Below are 19,102 nucleotides of genomic sequence, written 5' to 3' on the forward strand. Positions count from 1 at the left end.
TGCCGCGCATCCGACACAAGGAGGGGAAATGCTGGTGCTGATTGGAGTGCCGATCGTGGTGATCGGTTTCGCGCTGCGCTTCAACGCGCTGCTGGTGGTCACGATCGCGGGGCTCGCGACCGGGCTGGCGGGCGGCCTGAATCTGGTCGACATCGTCAGCGCATTCGGCAAGGCGTTCACCGAAAACCGCTACATGGGGCTGATCTGGCTGACGCTGCCGGTGATCGCGCTGCTCGAGCGCAACGGGCTCAAGGAGCAGGCGCGGCAGATGATCTCGCGCGTGCAGGCGGCGACCACGGGCCGCGTGCTGATGCTGTACTTCGTGCTGCGCCAGGCCACGGCCGCGCTCGGCCTCACGTCGCTCGGCGGCCATGCGCAGATGGTGCGGCCGCTGATCGCGCCGATGGCCGAAGCCGCCGCCGTCAACCGGCACGGCGAGCTGCCCGACGCGGTGCGCCAGCAGATCCGCGCGCATGCGTCGGGCGCCGACAACGTCGCCGTGTTCTTCGGCGAGGACATCTTCATCGCGATCCAGTCGATCCTGCTGATCAAGGGCTTTCTCGAGCAGAACGGCATCGCGATCGAGCCGCTGCACCTGTCGGTATGGGCGATCCCGACCGCGATCGCCGCGCTGCTGATCCATTGCACGCGCCTCGCGCTGCTCGACCGCCGGCTGACGCGCGGCTTCGGCCTGGTGAAGCAGGAGGGCGCGCGATGATCGGCCTCGAATCGCTGTACACGCTCGCGGGGCTGATGTTCGCCGCGTTCGCGTACTTCAACCTGACGGATCGCACGAACCCGCGCCGCGTCGTCAATTTCGCGTTCTGGGCGATCTACGCGGTCACGTTCCTGCTCGGCGCGCGGCTGCCGCACTTCGTGACGGGCTGCCTCGCGATCGCGCTGGCGGTGATCGCCGGCTCCGGCAAGCTCGGGCGCGGCAAGTCCGACGAAGCCGGCGACGCGGCGGCCGCGCGGCGCGAGACGCTCGCGCGGCGTTTCGGCAACCGGCTGTTCCTGCCCGCGCTGCTGATTCCGGTCGTCACGCTGATCGGCACGTTCGCGCTGAAGCTCGTGCCGTTCGTCGAACCGAAGAGCGTGACGCTGATTTCGCTCGTGCTCGGCACGATCGTCGCGTTCGTCGTCGCGCTCGCGATGCTGCGCGATTCGCCCGTGCATGCGCTGAAGGAAGCGCGTCATACGATGGACGCGGTCGGCTGGGCCGCGATCCTGCCGCAGATGCTCGCGGCGCTCGGCGCGCTGTTCGCGGTCGCGGGCGTCGGCGGCGTGGTGTCGGGGCTCGTGAAGGACTGGGTGCCGATCGATTCGCCGTTCGCGGTGGTGGCGGCCTACACGGTCGGCATGGCGCTGTTCACGATGATCATGGGCAACGGCTTCGCCGCGTTCCCGGTGATGACGGCCGGCATCGGCCTGCCGTTGATCGTCCACCAGTTCCACGGCAACCCGGCGATCGTCGGCGCGATCGGGATGCTGAGCGGTTTCTGCGGTACGCTGATGACGCCGATGGCCGCGAACTTCAACATCGTGCCGGCGGCGCTGCTCGAACTGAAGGACAAGAACGGCGTGATCAAGGCGCAGTGGCCGACCGCCGTGCTGCTGCTCGCCGTGAACACGCTGCTGATGTATGCGTTCGCATTCCGCTTCTGATTCGATGGACGAGACCCTCATGACCGACCGACTCACCCCCGAACTCGCGTCGAAATTCGCGTCGCTCGCGCTCGCGCACCTGACCCGCGAATATCCGAACAAGCTCACGCATGCGCTCGCAGGCCCGCACGACGTGCAGGCGCCGCGCGCGCTGCACCCGATCTTCTACGGCAGCTACGACTGGCATTCGTGCGTGCACGGCTACTGGCTCGTGCTGCGCGTGCTCGAACGCTATCCGGCGTTGCCGGAGGCCGAGCGCATCGTCGCGACCGTCGATGCGCATTTCACCGACGCGAACGTCGCCGGCGAGCGCGCGTATCTCGCGCTGCCGCACAACAGCGGCTTCGAGCGGCCGTACGGCTGGGCGTGGCTGCTCGCGCTGTCGGCGCAGCTCGAGCGGCTCGCGCTGAAGGGCGCGCTGCCGCAGGCCGCGCGCTGGGCGAAGACGATCGCGCCGCTCACCGACCTGTTCGTGTCGCGCTTCGAGACCTTCCTGCCGAAGGCGACCTATCCGCTGCGCGTGGGCACGCACTTCAACACCGCGTTCGCGCTGGCGCTCACGCTCGACTTCGCGCGCGACACGCAGCGCGACGGGCTCGCGGCGCTGATCGTCGATACCGCGAAACGCTGGCACCTGAACGACGTCGCGTGCCAGGCGTGGGAGCCGTCGGGCGACGAATTCCTGTCGCCCGCGCTGATGGAGGCCGAGCTGATGCGGCGCGTGCTGCCGGCCGCCGAATTCGACGGCTGGTTCGCGCGCTTCCTGCCCGATCTCGCGCGCGGCGAGCCGGCGACGCTGTTCGAGCCGGCGACGGTCAGCGACCGCAGCGACGGCAAGATCGCGCACCTCGACGGGCTGAACCTGAGCCGCGCGTGGTGCCAGCGCGCGCTGGCCGGCGCGCTGCCGGAGGGCGATGCGCGGCGCGTGAAGCTGCTCGACGCGGCCGACCGGCATCTCGCGAGCGCGCTCGCGCACGTGGCCGGCGACTACATGGGCGAGCACTGGCTCGCGACGTTCGCATTGCTCGCGCTGGACGCGTAGCGCGCGAAACCCCCGCCGGCGGCAAGGTCTTCGGCGCGCGGCTATACTCGCCGCTCGGGCCGATTTGCGCAGCATGCGTTGCGCGAATCGGCTCTCCGCCAGTTCGCCGCCTCGCCATGGACAAGCTCATTTCCTACGTCGCCGCGATCCACGGGCTCGCGGGCCCGGTGTCGATCGTGTCGCATGTCACGTCGCACGACCGCTGGACCGACGACGACGTCGAGGTCACGCGCGACGAAACCGAATACCGCTTCGACAACGGCGCGATCGTGCGCCGCTCGGTCGAGCAGGACCGCGCGCCGTCCGATCTGCTGTGCGCCGAATGCTGGATCGACTACGACGTGCTCCACCATCCCGATGCGCAACCGATCAGCCCGTCGCGGCTGACGTTCGACAACGCGTGCCGCGAAACCTTCTGGCTGCGCTACCACCTCGCGTGAACGGCTGTCCGGCCGACACCGGCGCTTCGCGCATCGACGAAGCGATCCGGATGTCGAACGGCACCGGCCATGCGCTGTCGTCGTCGGTGTGCACGAACCGCTTCGACCACATCACGCGCTTCGTCACCGAGCTGGAAGTCGGCAGCATGAACGGGCGCGACGTGCCGGGCTCGCGGCTCGAACCGACACCGTTCGGCGGCGTGAAGGATTCGGGGCTCGGGTACGAGGAAGGCGTGCAGGAAGCGATGAAGCGCTTCACGAGCGTGAAGACGCATTCGCTGCCGCGGTGAGCAGGGCGGGGCAGGGCGCATCGCGCCCGCCCGCCTGCGGCGTCATTGATAGAAGTTGAGCGTGACCATCGCCGAGCGGCCCGGCGCCCACGTCGCGTAGATCGGGTACGCGCTCGCGTAATACTTCTTGTCGAACAGGTTCTGCACGTTCAGCTGCACGTCCATCGTCTTGTTCACGCGCCACGTCGCGGCCGCGTCGAAGCGCGCATAGCCGGGCGTCCACTTCTTCACGGTCGGCGACACCGATGCATAGGTCTTGCTCATCACCGTCGCGCCCGCGCCGAGCGTCAGCTTCGGCATCACGTCGTAGCTCGTCCACAGCGTGAAGCTGTGCTTCGGCACCATCACCATCGGCAGGCCCGAGCCGCCCGGATTGCCGGGGCCCGCATCGACCGTCACCGCATTCAGGTACGTGTAGCCGCCGAACACGTGCCACTTGTCGGTCACGTTGCCGGCGAAACCCAGCTCGGCGCCGCGCACGCGCTGCTTGCCCGCGTTGATCGTGTGGCCGAGGCCGTCGATGACCTGCGCGTTGGTCTTCTCGGTGTCGAACAGCGCGGACGTCAGCGACAGTTGCTGGTCGATCACGTCCCACTTCGCGCCGACCTCGATGTTGCGCGTGCGCTCGGGCGACAGGTTCTGGTTGTTCGCGGTGATCTGGTCGGTGCCGCCGCCGAGGCCGCCGTTCGAACCGGGCGGGTTCGACGACGTGCCGTACGACGCATACAGGCTCACGGTGCGCACCGGCTTGTACACGAGGCCGAACTGGTAGCTGAACAGGTTCGACGTGTTCGACAGGTCGGCGGCGCCGGCCTGTTTCGCGGTCAGGTCGTAGCGGTCGAAGCGCAACCCCGCGTTGAACAGCCACTGCTCGGTCAGCTTCACCGTATCGAACAGGTACGCCGACGCGGTGGTCGTGCGCGTGTTGGTGGTCGCGCCGGGGAAACCCTTGTCGCCGTTCAGCACGATGTTGCCGGTCCACGGCATGTTTGGGTTCCAGCCGCCGGAAATCGGCGCGCAGAACGCGGGCGACGTGACGCAAATATCGCCGGTGCGCAGGTTCGTGCCCGATGCATCCGTGACGAGGTAGCCCTCGTAGCGGTTCTGCTCCTGGCTGAATTCCACGCCGGCGGTCATCGTATGCTGCATGCCGAACAGGTTGGCGCGGCCGGTGATCTCGGTCTGGTTCGCGATGCCGTTCGTCGCGTACTTGCCGCTCTTGGCCTGCATGCCGAGCCGGTCCGGATACCGGGTCGAGATCTGCGGATTCGTCGCCACGTAATCGAGCGTCGTGCGCCCGAACATCGTCGTGTTCTTCAGTTTCCAGTCGTCGTTGAGCTTGTGCTCGACGCGTACTTCGCCGGTGTCGGTCTGCCCGTAGCGGTAATCGCGCGTGTTCAGCCCGAAGAACTGCCCGCGATCGGTCGGCACCGGCGTGCCGCCCGACGCGCGGAACGGCACGCTGAAGTCCGGCATGTCGTACGCGTTCATGTGGTAGTAGCTGACCGTGACCGTGGTCGGCGTGTTCAGCCCGAACACGATCGACGGCGCGACGCCCCAGCGCTTGCTGTACACGTCGTTGCGGCCGGCCTGGTTCGCGTCGTGACCCATCACGTTCAGCCGCACGGCCGTCGTGTCGTTGATCTTGCGGTTCGCGTCGACCGTCGCGCGCTTGTAGCCGTCGGTGCCGAAGCCGATGCTGCTGTTGACGAAATTGTCGTTCTTCGGCGTCTTCGTGACGATGTCGACGCTGCCGCCCACCGAGCCGCGGCCCGCATAGACCGAATCGGGGCCCTTGATCACGCTGATCTGCTCGACCGCGAACGTCTCGCGGTTCTGCAGCCCGGAGTCGCGCATCCCGTCGACGAAGATCGAGTTGCGCGATTCGAAGCCGCGGATCACCGGGCGGTCGGCCGACGGGTTCGCGGCCGCATCGCCGCCGAGGAACGTGATGCCGGGCACCGAGCGCAGCGCGTCCGCGAACGACGTGACGTTCTTTTCCTTGATCAGCTGCTCGGGGATCACCGTGACCGAGCGCGGCGTATCGAGCAGCGGCGCGGTGAACTTGTACGACGGCGAGCGCTTCACCTGCATGTCCGACAGAGCGGACGACTGGACCGCGATCGTCGGCAGCGTCGCCGGTGCGTCGGCGGCCGGCACGGGCCGGTCGGCGGCAGGGGCGGGAACGGTAGCGGGTGCGGTTGCGGCGGAAGCGAGCAGCGGTGTCAGGAAAACGGAGCAGGTCAGCGCCGACACGAGGGCACGAGGCCTCGTCTTGAACTGGGCGGGCATATCGGGAAGCAGCGGAAGGTTCGGTGATCGGGTGCGTTTTCTCGATGTGGGCCGCACGGGCCGAAACATCGGAAGACGTAAATGTAAATGCGTATGATTCGCGTTTTGCGGTCGCAATTGTACGGATTGGCATCAAATATGTAAACGATCGAAGGGTTGTTGTACGTATCCGGTCAGGCTTTCGTGGGGGCGCGATCACCTTTGCGTCGCGTGCAACACCGCTTTCCATCGTCGGGACGGCGCGCGGCGGCAGCGACTCGCTACACTGCCGTACCGGTTGGACGGGCCCCGGCAATCAGGCCCCGAGCAAGGAGACAAGACACGATGGAGACCCCACGCGCAGCGGTTGTCACATACCGCGGCAACGCGATCGAGAACACGCACGTCGCCCATGTGGCGGTGGTCGATGCACGCGGCAGGCTGCTGGCCCGATTCGGCGATCCGTTCCGGATGACGCTGGCGCGGTCGGCCGCCAAGCCGGCGCAGGCGCTGTCGGTGATCGAGACGGGCGCGCCGGAGCGCTTCGGTTTCGACGATGCGGACATCGCGCTGATGTGCGCGTCGCACAGCAGCGAGGAGCGTCACATCGAACGGACGCGGGCGATGCTCGCGAAGGTGGCCGCGCACGAATCGGACCTGCGTTGCGGCGGCCATCCGCCGCTGTCCGAGGCGGTGTACCGATCGTGGATCAAGCGCGACTACACGCCGACCGGCGTGTGCAGCAACTGTTCGGGCAAGCATGTCGGGATGCTGGCGGGCGCGCGGGCGATCGGCGCGCCGATCGCCGACTACCATCTGCCCGACCATCCGATGCAGGTGCGCGTGAAGCATGGGGTGGCCGATGCATGCGGGTTGCGCGACGACGAGGTCGACTGGGGCATCGACGGGTGCAACCTGCCGACGCCGGCGTTCCCGCTGGATCGCCTCGCGCGTCTTTACGCGTCGCTGGCCGACGGTGCGGACGCGGTGGAAGCGGGCGGCGGCGCGCTCACCGATCGGGTCCGCGCGCTGGCGCGTATCCATCGTGCGATGACGGCCTATCCGGAACTCGTCGCGGGCGACGGGCGCTATTGCACGGTGCTGATGAACGCGTTCGACGGGCAGGTGGTCGGCAAGCTCGGCGCCGATGCGTGCTACGGGATCGGCGTGCGCGCCTCGGAACGCACGCGGCAGCTCGGCGCCGATGGCGCGCTCGGCATCTCGGTGAAGATCGAGGACGGCAATCTCGACGTGCTCTACATGGTCGTCAGCGAAATCCTCGAGCGGCTGCGGATCGGCACGGACGCGCAGCGCGCGCAACTGGCCGGCTTTCACCGGCCGCGGATGCTCAATACGCAGGGCGTCGAGTTCGGGCACGCCACGTTCCCGTTCGAATTGCAGGCGGTCTGACCGGCGCGGATGCGCCGCTGCCGACGGCCCGCGACCCGGGCCGTGCGCGGCGGCGGGCACATGCCCGCCGGCCGGCGCCGACGTGAACGCGGGCGCGGGCGCTACGTGCGCCCGCCGCGAATCTTCGCCAGCTCCAGCGCCGACAGTTCGCCGATCTGCGCGAGGTGTTCCGCGAGAAAGTCCTTCAGCACGCGCAGCTTCGCCGAGCTGCGCCGGTTCGCCAGATACGCGATGTAGATGTATTCGCCGGTCAGCCGGTTCTGCAGCCGATAGCGCGGCAGCACGGCTTCGAGCCGGCCGCTCGCGAGCAGGTCGCGCACCAGCCAGATCTCGAACTCCGCGATGCCGAGCCCCGCGCAGGTCGCTTCGAGCAGCAACTCGGAATGATCGGTGACGAGATTGCCGGCCGGCAGCACGCTGTGCCGTGCGTTGCCGTTCACGAAATCCCAGCGCGGATCGCCTTCCGGATGCACGTAACGCAGGCAGTTGTGGTGCTTCAGGTCGTCCGGCGACGCCGGGCGGCCGCAGCGGTCGAGATAGCCGGGTGTCGCGCACAGGATGCTGTCGTTGCGCGACAGCCGGTGGACGACCAGGTTGTCCAGGTAATTCTCGCCTTCGTGAATGTCGAGATCGTAGCCGCCGGCCACGAGGTCGTTGTGGTTGTCGGTGAGCCGTACGTCGAGCTGGATGGTCGGATAGCGCGCGAGAAACGGCGCGACCAGCGGCGCGAGATGGCGGCGGCCGAACGCGACCGGCGCGGTGAGCTTCAGCGGGCCGCTCGGCTGCGCATTCAGTTCGGCGACGACGCGCAGCGTGTCGTCGAGATCGGCGATCAGCGTGACCGCGCGTTCCAGGTAGATATGGCCGGCCTCGGTGAGCGCCACGCTGTGCGTCGAACGATGCAGCAGCGCGACGCCGAGTGCGTCCTCGATCGCCGTCACCTTGCGCGCGACGGTCGACGTCGACACGTGCATCTCCTTCGCGACCGCCGAAAAACTCCCCGTTTCGACCACTCTCACAAACGCACGCATCGCGCCCAGGTGATCGATGCCGGTTTCTCTCGCGCCTTTTTTCATTCGCTTCTCGCTGTTGCGTCCCACGCAAAACCGCTTTCGATAATACAGAAGCGAGCTTGTTTTTGCAAAGGCATAGAATGCGAACCCGTCGCGTCGGGAAGCGGCGGACGACGAGCGGCACGAGACACTCAGGAGGGCACGATGACAGAAAGCGGCTTCCGCGTCGAAGCGGATCTTTTAGGTAAACGAAGTATCCCGGCTGACGCCTATTACGGTGTCCATACGCTGCGCGCGAAAGAGAATTTCGACATCACGGGCCGCACCATTGCTTCGCTGCCGTACCTCGTGCTGGCGCTCGCGGCCGTGAAGGAAGCGGCGGCCGACGCCAACTGCGAGCTCGGGCTGCTGCCGCGGCCGTATCGCGATGCGATCGCCGCCGCGTGCGTCGAGATTCGCGAAGGGCGCCTGCACGACCAGTTCGTCGTCGACGTCATCCAGGGCGGCGCCGGCACGTCGACCAACATGAATGCGAACGAGGTGATCTGCAACCGCGCGCTCGAAATCATGGGGCACGCGCGCGGGCAGTACGAATACCTGCACCCGAACGAGCACGTCAATCTCGCGCAGAGCACCAACGACGTCTATCCGACCGCGATCCGCGTCGCGACGTGCTTCGCGGTCGAGCACCTGCTCGAGGCGATGGCGCGGCTGCGCGATGCGTTCGCCGAGCGCGCCGACGCGTTCGCCGGGCTGCTGAAGCTCGGCCGCACGCAGTTGCAGGACGCGGTGCCGATGACGCTCGGCCAGGAATTCTCGACCTACGCGGTGATGCTGACGGAAGACATCGCGCGGCTGCAGGAAGCCGGCTGGCTGATTCGCGAGATCAATCTCGGTGCGACCGCGATCGGCACGGGGATCACCGCGCATCCGCAGTATGCGGAGAAGGCGCTGGCCGCGCTGCGGCGCATCACCGGGCTCGACCTGAGCACCGCGCCGAACCTGATCGAGGCGACGCAGGATTGCGGCGCGTTCGTGCAGGTGTCGGGCGTGCTCAAGCGGATCGCCGTCAAGCTGTCGAAGATCTGCAACGACCTGCGGCTGCTGTCGAGCGGCCCGCGCGCCGGCTTCGGCGAGATCAACCTGCCGCCGGTGCAGGCCGGCTCGTCGATCATGCCCGGCAAGGTGAATCCGGTGATCCCGGAAGTCGTCAACCAGGTCGCGTTCGAGGTGTTCGGCAACGACCTGACCGTGACCTTCGCGGCCGAGGCCGGACAGCTTCAGCTCAACGCGTTCGAGCCGGTGATCGCGAGCGCGCTGTTCCGCAGCTTCAGCCATCTGACGGCCGCATGCACGACGCTGGCGGAGCGCTGCGTGAGCGGGATCACCGCGAATCCCGAGCGGCTGCGCGAAACGATGGAGCGCTCGGTTGCGCTCGCTACCGCGCTGAACCCGTACATCGGCTACAAGCGTGCGACGGCCGTCGCCGCCGAAGCGCACGCCACCGGCAAATCGATCCGCGAGGTCGTGCTGGAACACGCGCTGATGACCCCCGCGCAACTCGACGAGGCGCTGCAACCCGAAGCCCTGATCCGGCCGCGCGTGCTTTGACGCCGGCCGGCGCACGGCCGTACCGAAAGCGCCCCTGAGCGGGGCGCGACACACCAAGAAACAACGGAGACTCTCGATGAAACACACCAGCGAGCGCCCGGCCGATGCGGCCGGCGGCGCGGATTCCCGCCATGCCGATCCCGATGCGATGTTCGCGTCGCACGAAGCCGGCTATGCGAAGCAGTTGAAGCCGCGGCACGTGCAGATGATCGCAATGGGCGGCGCGATCGGCACGGGCCTTTTTCTCGGCGCGGGCGGGCGCCTGCAAAGCGCGGGGCCGGCGCTGGCGCTCGTGTATCTCGTGTGCGGCGTGTTCGCGTTCCTGATCATGCGCGCGCTCGGCGAGCTCGTGATGCACCGGCCGACCAGCGGCAGCTTCGTGTCGTATGCGCGCGAATTCATGGGCGAGCGCGCCTCGTTCGTCGCGGGCTGGATGTACTACCTGAACTGGGCGACGACCGGCATCGTCGACATCACCGCGGTCGCGATCTACATGAAGTACTGGGCCGTATTCACCGACGTGCCGCAATGGGTGTTCGCGCTCGGCGCGCTCGGGATCGTGTCGGTGATGAACATGATCGGCGTGAAGGTGTTCGGCGAGATGGAATTCTGGTTCTCGCTCGTCAAGGTCGGCACGCTCGCGGTGTTTCTCGCGGTCGGCGCCGTGTTCCTCGCGAGCGGCCATCCGGTCGCCGGCCAGGCGACCGGGCTTCACCTGGTCGCCGACCATGGCGGGATCTTTCCGCACGGCATCCTGCCGGCCGTGCTGATCGTGCAGGGCGTCGTGTTCGCGTACGCGAGCATCGAGCTCGTCGGCGTCGCGGCGGGCGAGACCGCCGATGCGCGCAAGGTGCTGCCGAAGGCCATCAACAGCGTGATGTGGCGCATTGCGCTGTTCTACGTCGGCTCGGTCGTGCTGCTGACGATGCTGCTGCCGTGGACCGCGTACAGCTCGCACGAAAGCCCGTTCGTCACGTTCTTCAGCAAGCTCGGCGTGCCGTACGTCGGCACGGTGATGAACGTGGTGGTGCTGACGGCTGCGCTGTCGAGCCTGAACTCCGGCCTCTATTCAACCGGGCGCGTGCTGCGCTCGCTCGCGATGGGCGGCTCGGCGCCGCGTTTCGTGTCGCGGATGAACGCGCGCGGCGTGCCGTACGGCGGGATCCTGATCACGGTCGCGATCAATGCGATCGGCGTGCCGCTGAACTACATCGTCCCGGCGCAGGCGTTCGAGATCGTGCTGAACATGGCGTCGCTCGGGATCATCACGACGTGGGGTTTCATCGTGATGTGCCAGATCCTGTTCCGCCGCGCGGTCAATCGCGGCGAGATGAAGGCCGTGTCGTTCCGGATGCCCGGCGCGCCGTTCACGTCGTGGCTCACGCTCGCGTTCCTCGTCGCCGTGCTGGTGCTGATGGCGTTCGACTATCCGGGCGGCACGTGGACGATCGCGACGATTCCGGTCGTGGTGCTTGCGCTGGTGGTTGGCTGGAAGCTGACGAAGCGCGGTGCCGGGCACGAGCGGGCGGTTGCCGCGCCCACAGCCGCGCACGTCGTTGCGGATCCCGCGCGGAACGTGTGACGGCATCCGCCGGGAACGCCGGTCCGTGCTCGGGCCGGCGTTCCCGGTGCGGTCAGTTCAACCCGGTGCGCTCGCCGACCCAGCGGCCGAAGTCGCCCGCCATTTCCGCCGTCAGTTCGTGGCCGGCCGCGTACAGCCGCGTATCGTGCGCGACGCCGAGCGCCGTGAGTTTCGCATCGGCCGTGTCGGCCCAGGCGACCGGCAGCTTGTCGTCGAAGCGGCCGTGGACGATCAACGCATGGAGCGGGCGAAGCGCATCGCGCGGCGCGATCAGCGGATCGATTTCCGGCAGGATGCGCCCGCACAGCACGGCGAACGCGCTGACGTCGTTCGGCGAAGTCAGCCCGACGCCGGCGCTCATGATGCCGCCCTGGCTGAAGCCGGCGATCACGGTCGGCAACGCGGCATCCGCGTCATCCCGCGCACGGAATGCGCGCAACAGCGTGATCAGTTGCATACGGCTGGCGTCGGCGCGGGCCGCATCGATTTCGGGGCCATTCGGGCCGAAGCGCACCGGAAACCACGCGTGCTGGTTGGGGCCGAACGTCAGCGGCCCGCGCAGGAACGCGATTTCGATGCGCGGATCGATCACGCTGGCCACGTTCAGCAGGTTGGTTTCGTTGCCGCCGACGCCGTGCAGCAGCAACAGGCGCGCGGCGGGGCGGCCGGCAGCCGGGCGCAGCCGGTACTGGAGGCCCGAATCGGGGTCGGTGGTCAGCGGCAGGACGTCGGTCATCGCGTGAGTCCGGAAAGGGGAACGATGCGACAGTCTAGAGCGGCCGGCGCGGTGAGGGAATCACCGGGATGGCGATTGATTGTTTCCTGTTGGGAATGAATCGGGCCGAGGTTCGTGTTGCCGGCGGATCGTCGGCAGTGCGGCATCCGGTACGGGTCGTAGCGGGAAATCGTGCCCGATAACGGACCGGAAACAGGCCGATCGGATGGCTCGTCGTACTCACGCACAGATGGAATAGATACATTCTGTAGATACGCGGGGGTATGGCGATGGGCACTGCCAAAATCTTCAAGCATGGCGGCTCGCAGGCCGTCCGGCTGCCGAGGGATTTCCGTTTCGACACGGCCGAGGTTCGGATTCGGCGCCACGGCGCGTCGGTCGTGCTCGAACCGGTGCCGCATGACTGGGCATGGCTGACGCCGCTGATCGGCCCGGTCGATGCGGACTTCGAGGCGGCCGCGGCAACGCAGCCGTTCGCGCAGGAGCGCACGAGTCTGGATGTGTTCGAATGAAATTCCTGCCGGATACCCACGCGGTGATTGCCGTTCTCAAAGGCGAGCCGGCCATGCTGGGCCGCCTGCGTTCGTACCAGCCGGCTGATTTCGGGATGCCGGCGATCGTCGCGCACCAACTCTATTTCGGCGCGTACAAGAGCCAGCGAGCGGCTGCGAATGTCGCGCGTGTCGAGGCGCTTCAGTTCGAGGTCGTGTCCTTCGATGTCGAGGATGCTCAGCATGCCGGCGAGATTCGTGCGCACCTGATGGCGGCCGGTACGCCGATCGGTCCATACGATGCCTTGATAGCCGGGCAGGCACGCGCCCGGCATCTGGTGCTCGTCACGCACAACGTTCGCGAATTCGAGCGGGTACCGCGACTGCAATTCGAAGACTGGCTTGCCGGGCCGTGCGAACATTGAACGGCCGATCGTGCCGGTTCGACATTCACGAACCTGCGGCGCGAACGCGGCTTCGATTGCAAGAGCTGCCAAAACAAACAGGCTCGTAAATAATACGCAAACGTTTTACCGGCATTCAATAAAATCGATTTTGCGGATCATGAATAAAACAATGAATATCCGCCACTTCAAAAATTCGGCAAATCATGCAGCCATACCTGCATTGGCGGCGCGAAGTTAACGGCCAATCCGGAAAAAACTTTAGGCTTTTCCCGCCGCAATTATTCATTGCAATTTTCTCAATGAACGATTGATTTACGGTCATCGGACAGTCATACACCATCCCCGATAATTCGGCGCTCACATTCTTTCAATAGACCAAAGGGCGATCGAAGCCGGATCGCTGCGGGGAGCTGGCCTCATGACCATCCGTCATCGCATTACGCTGCTAGTCGTCCTGACGTTCTTCGCGCTGTCCGCGATCGGCATCTATGCCGTGTACCAGACACGCAAGAGCGCGTCCGAGGTGCGTCAGGTCACCCAGGGCATCGTGCCGAGCGCGCTCGCGTCGGCCGATCTCGTCGCCGACGTGAAGAACATCCAGATCGCGACGATGACGCTCGTCTACGCGCCCGACGCGAACACGGCCGCGCAGGCGCGCGACGAGCTGAAGGCGAAGCAGGCCGCGCTGCGCGCCGCACTCGACGTGCAGGCGAAATCGGCGGTCGGCCATGCGCAGGAGGGCCTCGTCGCGCAGGCGAAGGACAGCGCCGCGAACTATTTCGCGGCGATCGACGACACCGTGAAGATGAAGGCGGACGGCAAGGCCGAGATGGCGCAGGCCTACCTGTTCGCGAACGTCGCGCAGTATCGCGACGAACTCGAGAGCATCGTCGGCACGCTGCGCGTCGAGAAGAACCGCCAGAAGGACGACGCGATCAGCGCGCTGAACGGGATGCTCGCGACGACGGCGACCGCGATCGCGGGCGTCGCCGGCACGGTGATCGTGCTGCTGACCGCGCTCGGCTTCGTGCTGTATCGCCAGATCACGCGCCCGCTGATCGGGATGCAGACGGCGATGAGCGAGATCGCGACGAGCCAGGATTTCACGCGCCGCGTGCCGGTGGGCCGGATGGACGAGATCGGCCATTCGATCGTCGCGTTCAACGGGATGATCGAGAAGATCCAGGAGAACGCCGCGCAACTCAAGCAGAAGACGGCCGACATCCAGGCGATGCTGCAGAACATGCAGCAGGGGATCCTGACCGTCGTCGAAGGCGGCGTCGTGCATGCGGAATATTCGGCGTACCTCGAAACCATCTTCGAGACGAGCGACATCGCCGGCCGCGACCTGATGGCGCTCGTGTTCGACGATTCGGCGATCGGCGCCGACGCGCGTTCGCAGGTCGATGCGGCCGTGCATGCGTGCCTCGGCGAAGACAGCATGAACTTCGAGTTCAACGAACACCTGCTCGTCAACGAAGTCGCGAAGCGCATGCCGGACGGCCGCGAGAAGTGGCTCGACCTGAGCTGGTCGGCGATCACCGACGAGACCGACACGGTCGTGCGGCTGATGCTGTGCGTCCGCGACGTGACCGAGATCCGCGAGTTGACCGCGCAGGCGGGCGAGCAGCAGCGCCGCCTCGAGATGATCGGCGAGATCCTGTCGATCAGCCAGGACAAGTTCCACGACTTCGTGCACAGCGCGAAGGGCTTCCTGAGCGAGAACGAGCGGATGATCCGCCAGCACGAGCGCGCCGATCATTCGATCGTCGCCGCGCTGTTCCGCAACATGCACACGATCAAGGGCAACGCGCGCACGTACAGCCTGCAGCACCTGACGAACATCGTTCACGAGGCCGAGCAGGCGTACGAATCGCTGCGCCGCGCGGACGGCGGCCCCGAGTGGAACCGCGACGCGCTGATGGACGACCTCGCGCGCGTGCGCGATGCCGTCGAACACTACGCGACGATCAACGCGGTCACGCTCGGCCGCAGCGGTGAGCCGGCGCAGGGCGGCGCCGAGTTCCTGATGGTCGAACGCGCGCACATCAGCGAAAGCCTGCGCGTGCTCGACGGCGCCGATCCGGCGAACGTGGCCGACTGGCACGCGGCACGCGATGCCGTGCGCCGCATGCTGAGCCAGCTCGGCACGCAGGGCATCGGCGACGCGCTCGGCGGCGTGATCGAGTCGCTGCCGTCGCTCGCGGCCGAACTCGGCAAGCCGGCGCCCGTCGTGCATGTCGACAGCCACGGCCAGCGCGTGCGCAGCGAGATCGCCGCGACGCTGAAGAACGTGTTCATGCACCTGCTGCGCAACGCGATCGATCACGGCATCGAATCGTCGGAGGAGCGGCGCGCGGCCGGCAAGCCGGCGTCCGGCACGATCGACATCGCGGTCGGCGTGGGCGGCGGCGAGCTGTGGTTCGTGCTCGGCGACGACGGCCGCGGCCTTGCGCTCGACCGGATCCGCGGCATCGCGCGCGAGCGCGGCTGGATCAAGGCCGGCAACGAAGCGGCGCTGTCCGACGAGGATGTCGCCGAGCTGATCTTCCGGCCGGGCTTCTCGACCGCGCAGACGGTGACCGAGGTGTCGGGGCGCGGCGTCGGCATGGACGCGGTGCGCAACTTCCTGAAGCGCGACGGCGGCAATATCGCGCTGCGCTTCACCGACGATCGCGTCGGCGCGCCGTACCGCGCGTTCGAGACGATCGTGTCGCTGCCGGCGCGCTTCGCGGCCGACGGCGCCGCGCACGACGCGCCGCACGAGCAGCGGGCGCGCATCGCGGATATCGGCGCGGCGGAGTGACGACGTGATCGTGCAGGCGTGGATGATTCAGGCGGCCGTCGCGCTGGCGGGCGGTGCGGTCGTCGCGGTGGCCGCGGCGATCGTGTTTCGCGTGATGCGCGGGCGGCTCGTCGCGGCGATGGAACATGACGCGGACACGTTGCGCGGCGCGCTCGATGCGGCCGAAGCGCGTGTGCAAGCCGCGGTGTCCGCGCACGCGGCGGCAGCCGACGCCTGGGCGCAACGCGAAGCGCAGCTCGAGGAAGCGCTGGCGCGCGAGGCGTCGGTGGCCGGCGCGCAGCGTGATGCGCGGCAGGCGCTGTTTGCCGAGCGCGCGGCGCTCGCGCAGCATGCGATGAAGATCGCCGACGAAGCCGCGCGCCTGCGCGGGCTCGCCGGCACGTTTGAGCGCTGGCACGAGCAGATGATCTCGCTGACCACGCAGAACCACGACATGCGCGCGAAGAACCAGGAGCTGTCGGCGATCGTCGCGCACGTGTCGATCGTGTCGCTGAACGCGTCGATCGAGGCCGCGCGCGCGGGCTCGGCCGGACGCGGCTTCTCGATCGTCGCGAGCGAGGTGCGCGGGCTGGCCGCGCGTTCGCAGCAACTGTCGAACAGTTATCGCGACAGCCTGAACCGCAACGATCTCGTGACGGCCGCGACGTTCCAGGACATCCAGGCCGGCGGCAAGATGATCACGGCCGCGCTCGCGACCGTCGAGACGCTGGCGGGGCAGCTGCACGCGCGCATCGAAGGAGAGGCGGCGTGATCAGCGCGCAGGCCAGGGCCGGTTTCGAACGGATCTTTTTCGACGCGGCGCGCACGCGGCTCGCGTCCGGCGGCGCGTGCGACATCCGGCCGGCCGCCGGCCACGAGTACGACGAACACGACGGGCTCGATCGCGTGCATGCGAGGTCGCGGTCGGCGCCGAAGGTGCCCGAGCATGTCGCGGTACTGACGATCTCGGCCCTGCATTTCCGCCTGCTGCTCGCGCTGCGCTTCAGCGACGACGACGCGACACGACGCCATTTCGCCGGCACGACGGCGGGCACGGGCGGCCAGCGGCCGCTGCCCGAAGCGTTCATGGAAGTCGCGAACCTGTGCTGCGGCGCGATCAACCAGGCGCTGACCGCGCCATTTCCCGATCTCGGGATGTCGACGCCGTATTTGCTGAGCGGCGCGAGCATCGACTATCTGCCCGTGCTCGCACCCGATTACGTGGCCGCGTACGACCTCACGCTCGACGGCGACGTGCGGGTTGGCGCGACGCTGTGCGTGTGCGCGAACGCGCCGGTCGATTTCCAGGTGCCGGAAACGGCGGCGGTGGATACCGGCGGCGAGCTCGAACTGTTCTGACCGACCACGAGGAATCCGCGAGATGACCCAAGACCAACCCGTCAGCAAGGTGCTCGTGCTTGACGACAGCCGCGCGCATGCCGACGCGATCAAGCGCTTCTGCGACGAGCACAACCTGGTCGGCCTGACCGTGCGGCGCAGCCGGCTGCTGAAGGTGCTGCGCTCGAACATCGACCTCGGCGCGATCCTGCTGGCCGAGGATTACGGCGGTTCGCCGGCCGAGAGCGCGATCATCGCCACGCAGATCGATGCGCTGCGGCCCGAACTGCCGATCATCCTGCGCCGCGAATCGCTCGCGTCGCGCGACGGACTGCCCGATGCGCTCGCGCGCGTGGCCTGCGCGGCCTACGTCGCGGACGACATGACGCCGCTCGAGCGCGCGATCGACGAATACCTGTTCGGCCGCGATTATCCGAACGCGCTCGTGCGCGGCATCTCGGAGATCACCGAGGCGCGCATCGACAGCCTGTTCCCGGGCATGGCGATCGAGCACGAAACGCCGTGCATCGTCCGCGACCAGATCATCTTCGGCGAGGTGTTCAGCCTGATCGCGCTCGAAAGCGCGTGGTGCCGCGGCTACATGCTGCTGCAGACGAGCGAGCAGCCGCTGCTCGACATGATCGGCGGCACGCGCGGCGAGGGTCGCGCGCCGGATTTCCGCGACGTGAACAGCGTGCTCGGCGAACTGACGAACCTCGTGTGGGGCGCGTTCAAGAACCGCTATCTCGGCGACGCCGAGGCACTGGCGCGCCATCCGGTGCAGGTGCCGCTCGTCGTCAACCACAAGCAGAAGTTCATCTCGTTCGGCGGCGACTGTCCGCAGCTTTGTTTCAAGTACCGGATGACCGATCCGCAATCGGGGCGCGCCGTCTGTCTCGACCAGCGCTTCGTGTTCAGCCTCAGCTGGTCGCCGGAGGATTTCCGCGAATCGGTGCAGGACGTCGGACCGATGGTCGAGTCGGGTGAACTCGAACTGTTTTGAAGTCAGCAACAACGAAGGAGGAATACGACATGGCAAAGATTCTGGTGGTCGACGATTCGGGCACGGTGCGCGACGAGGTCGCGGGTTTCCTGCGCAATCACGGGCTCGACGTCGCGACGGCCGTCGACGGCAAGGACGGGCTCGCGAAGCTCAAGGCGACGCCCGGCGTGCGCCTCGTGATCAGCGACGTGAACATGCCGAACATGGATGGCCTGACGATGGTCGAGAAGATCCGCGGCGAACTGGCGAACACGGCGGTCAACGTCGTGATGCTGACGACCGAAAGCAGCCCGGCGATGAAGGAGCGCGGCAAGGCGGCCGGCGTGAAGGGCTGGATCGTGAAGCCGTTCAAGGGCGACGCGGTGCTCGACGCGCTGAAGAAGCTCGCGGGCTGACGCACGGCCGGCCGCCGCGGGCCCGTGACCTTCGCGGTCAACGCTGCGGCTCGGGCCGCGCGGCCGCCGCGTTGCCTGCCGCAACCGGCGCGGGCGTTTGCCATTGCACGACGATCATCCCCGCGAAGATCAGCGCGACGCCCGCGATGCGGCCGGGCGTCGCCAGCCGCTGCGCGAGCCCCATCAGCCCGTAGTGGTCGATCAGCAGCGATGCGAGCATCTGCCCGGCGACGACGCAGACGATGAAGGTCGTCGCGCCGAGCCGCGGCGTCAGGATCAGCGCGAGCGTGATGTAGATCACGCCCGCGAGGCCGCCGAGCCACATCCACAGTGGGCGCTGCAGCGCGTCGCCGACGAGCGGTGCGTGCGCACGCGTCGCCAGCAGCACCGGCAGCACCGCGAGCAGGCTGACCGTCAGCGACGCGACGCTCGCCCACAGCGGGTGGCCGAGCGCACGCCCGAGCGCGGCGTTGCTGCCGCCCTGCAGCGGCACGAGCGCGCCGGCGACGAAAGCCGCGACGGCGAGCGGGAGCGTGGCGAAGGAAAGCGAAGTCGTCATCGTGGTCGGTCTTGAAAGGATGTCGAAAAGAGTGTCATCCATTAAGATGGCGAATGGAAATTCG

General features: G+C 67.4%; 18 protein-coding genes and 1 pseudogene. 15 read left to right on the top strand and 4 right to left on the bottom strand.

The window, feature by feature from the left end:
- The first annotated feature begins 28 nt into the window (after positions 1 to 28).
- The 5 genes and pseudogenes from AC1VVG_RS24995 to AC1VVG_RS25015 all read left to right on the top strand — a co-directional run.
- Positions 29 to 718, top strand: coding sequence for a DUF969 domain-containing protein (locus AC1VVG_RS24995; RefSeq protein WP_049035857.1), 690 nt, complete (start codon positions 29 to 31; stop codon positions 716 to 718).
- Complete coding sequence (locus AC1VVG_RS25000; protein ID WP_034185903.1) at positions 715 to 1,665, top strand: DUF979 domain-containing protein; 951 nt, start codon at positions 715 to 717, stop codon at positions 1,663 to 1,665. Before AC1VVG_RS24995 ends, AC1VVG_RS25000 begins: the two co-directional genes overlap by 4 nt.
- A gap of 19 nt (positions 1,666 to 1,684) precedes the next feature.
- Positions 1,685 to 2,707 (top strand): DUF2891 domain-containing protein, encoded by a 1,023-nt coding sequence (locus AC1VVG_RS25005; RefSeq protein WP_034185904.1) that lies wholly within the window; start codon positions 1,685 to 1,687, stop codon positions 2,705 to 2,707.
- Between the two features lie 116 nt (positions 2,708 to 2,823).
- Positions 2,824 to 3,147, top strand: coding sequence for a hypothetical protein (locus AC1VVG_RS25010; protein ID WP_034185905.1), 324 nt, complete (start codon positions 2,824 to 2,826; stop codon positions 3,145 to 3,147).
- 32 nt (positions 3,148 to 3,179) lie between these two features.
- Positions 3,180 to 3,437 (top strand): annotated as a pseudogene (locus AC1VVG_RS25015) (aldehyde dehydrogenase family protein); the annotation flags it as partial.
- A gap of 42 nt (positions 3,438 to 3,479) precedes the next feature.
- Here AC1VVG_RS25015 and AC1VVG_RS25020 read toward each other — a convergent pair.
- Positions 3,480 to 5,729 (bottom strand): TonB-dependent receptor, encoded by a 2,250-nt coding sequence (locus AC1VVG_RS25020; protein WP_482836559.1) that lies wholly within the window; start codon positions 5,727 to 5,729, stop codon positions 3,480 to 3,482.
- Positions 5,730 to 6,053: 324 nt separating this feature from the next.
- Here AC1VVG_RS25020 and AC1VVG_RS25025 point away from each other — a divergent pair, with 324 nt between their 5' ends.
- A complete protein-coding gene (locus AC1VVG_RS25025) occupies positions 6,054 to 7,118 on the top strand; it encodes an asparaginase (RefSeq protein WP_049028893.1) in 1,065 nt (354 codons plus the stop codon).
- 101 nt (positions 7,119 to 7,219) lie between these two features.
- Here the strand turns inward: AC1VVG_RS25025 and AC1VVG_RS25030 are convergent, their stop codons facing one another.
- On the bottom strand, positions 7,220 to 8,194 hold the full coding sequence (locus tag AC1VVG_RS25030; RefSeq protein ID WP_482836560.1) for a LysR family transcriptional regulator: 975 nt from the start codon (positions 8,192 to 8,194) through the stop codon (positions 7,220 to 7,222).
- 141 nt (positions 8,195 to 8,335) lie between these two features.
- Here AC1VVG_RS25030 and aspA point away from each other — a divergent pair, with 141 nt between their 5' ends.
- Positions 8,336 to 9,742 carry an aspartate ammonia-lyase gene (aspA, locus tag AC1VVG_RS25035; protein WP_034185910.1) on the top strand — a complete coding sequence of 469 codons (1,407 nt, stop codon included), beginning with the start codon at positions 8,336 to 8,338 and terminating at the stop codon, positions 9,740 to 9,742.
- Positions 9,743 to 9,818: 76 nt separating this feature from the next.
- Positions 9,819 to 11,324 carry an amino acid permease gene (locus AC1VVG_RS25040; protein WP_049028895.1) on the top strand — a complete coding sequence of 502 codons (1,506 nt, stop codon included), beginning with the start codon at positions 9,819 to 9,821 and terminating at the stop codon, positions 11,322 to 11,324.
- Between the two features lie 52 nt (positions 11,325 to 11,376).
- Here AC1VVG_RS25040 and AC1VVG_RS25045 read toward each other — a convergent pair whose 3' ends face one another.
- Entirely contained in the window at positions 11,377 to 12,060 is a 684-nt protein-coding gene (locus AC1VVG_RS25045) for an alpha/beta hydrolase (RefSeq protein WP_069705082.1), read from the bottom strand.
- Between the two features lie 269 nt (positions 12,061 to 12,329).
- On the opposite strand from AC1VVG_RS25045, the gene AC1VVG_RS25050 reads away from it, so the two are divergent.
- The 7 genes from AC1VVG_RS25050 (at position 12,330) to AC1VVG_RS25080 (ending at position 18,479) form a co-directional block, all read left to right on the top strand.
- Positions 12,330 to 12,572, top strand: a complete 243-nt coding sequence (locus tag AC1VVG_RS25050; protein ID WP_049028908.1) for an antitoxin — start codon at positions 12,330 to 12,332, stop codon at positions 12,570 to 12,572.
- Positions 12,569 to 12,976, top strand: coding sequence for a type II toxin-antitoxin system VapC family toxin (locus AC1VVG_RS25055; RefSeq protein ID WP_226251799.1), 408 nt, complete (start codon positions 12,569 to 12,571; stop codon positions 12,974 to 12,976). Before AC1VVG_RS25050 ends, AC1VVG_RS25055 begins: the two co-directional genes overlap by 4 nt.
- 400 nt (positions 12,977 to 13,376) lie before the next feature.
- Positions 13,377 to 15,764, top strand: a complete 2,388-nt coding sequence (locus tag AC1VVG_RS25060) for an MCP four helix bundle domain-containing protein (protein ID WP_482836563.1) — start codon at positions 13,377 to 13,379, stop codon at positions 15,762 to 15,764.
- A gap of 22 nt (positions 15,765 to 15,786) precedes the next feature.
- Positions 15,787 to 16,515: a methyl-accepting chemotaxis protein gene (locus tag AC1VVG_RS25065; protein ID WP_482837211.1), complete on the top strand. Its 729-nt coding sequence runs from the start codon at positions 15,787 to 15,789 to the stop codon at positions 16,513 to 16,515.
- The gene (locus AC1VVG_RS25070; protein ID WP_482836565.1) at positions 16,512 to 17,102 is read left to right on the top strand and encodes a hypothetical protein; all 591 of its coding nucleotides are present in this window, start codon (positions 16,512 to 16,514) and stop codon (positions 17,100 to 17,102) included. The genes AC1VVG_RS25065 and AC1VVG_RS25070 overlap by 4 nt, the downstream gene beginning before the upstream one ends.
- A 22-nt stretch (positions 17,103 to 17,124) precedes the next feature.
- A complete protein-coding gene (locus AC1VVG_RS25075) occupies positions 17,125 to 18,084 on the top strand; it encodes a chemotaxis protein CheX (RefSeq protein WP_049028898.1) in 960 nt (319 codons plus the stop codon).
- 29 nt (positions 18,085 to 18,113) lie between these two features.
- Positions 18,114 to 18,479, top strand: coding sequence for a response regulator (locus AC1VVG_RS25080; RefSeq protein WP_006486240.1), 366 nt, complete (start codon positions 18,114 to 18,116; stop codon positions 18,477 to 18,479).
- 37 nt (positions 18,480 to 18,516) lie between these two features.
- On the opposite strand, the gene AC1VVG_RS25085 is transcribed toward AC1VVG_RS25080, so the two are convergent.
- Positions 18,517 to 19,038 (bottom strand): DMT family transporter, encoded by a 522-nt coding sequence (locus AC1VVG_RS25085; RefSeq protein ID WP_049028900.1) that lies wholly within the window; start codon positions 19,036 to 19,038, stop codon positions 18,517 to 18,519.
- Positions 19,039 to 19,102: the final 64 nt, after the last annotated feature.

The sequence above is a fragment of the Burkholderia sp. L-4 genome, assembly GCF_056856535.1.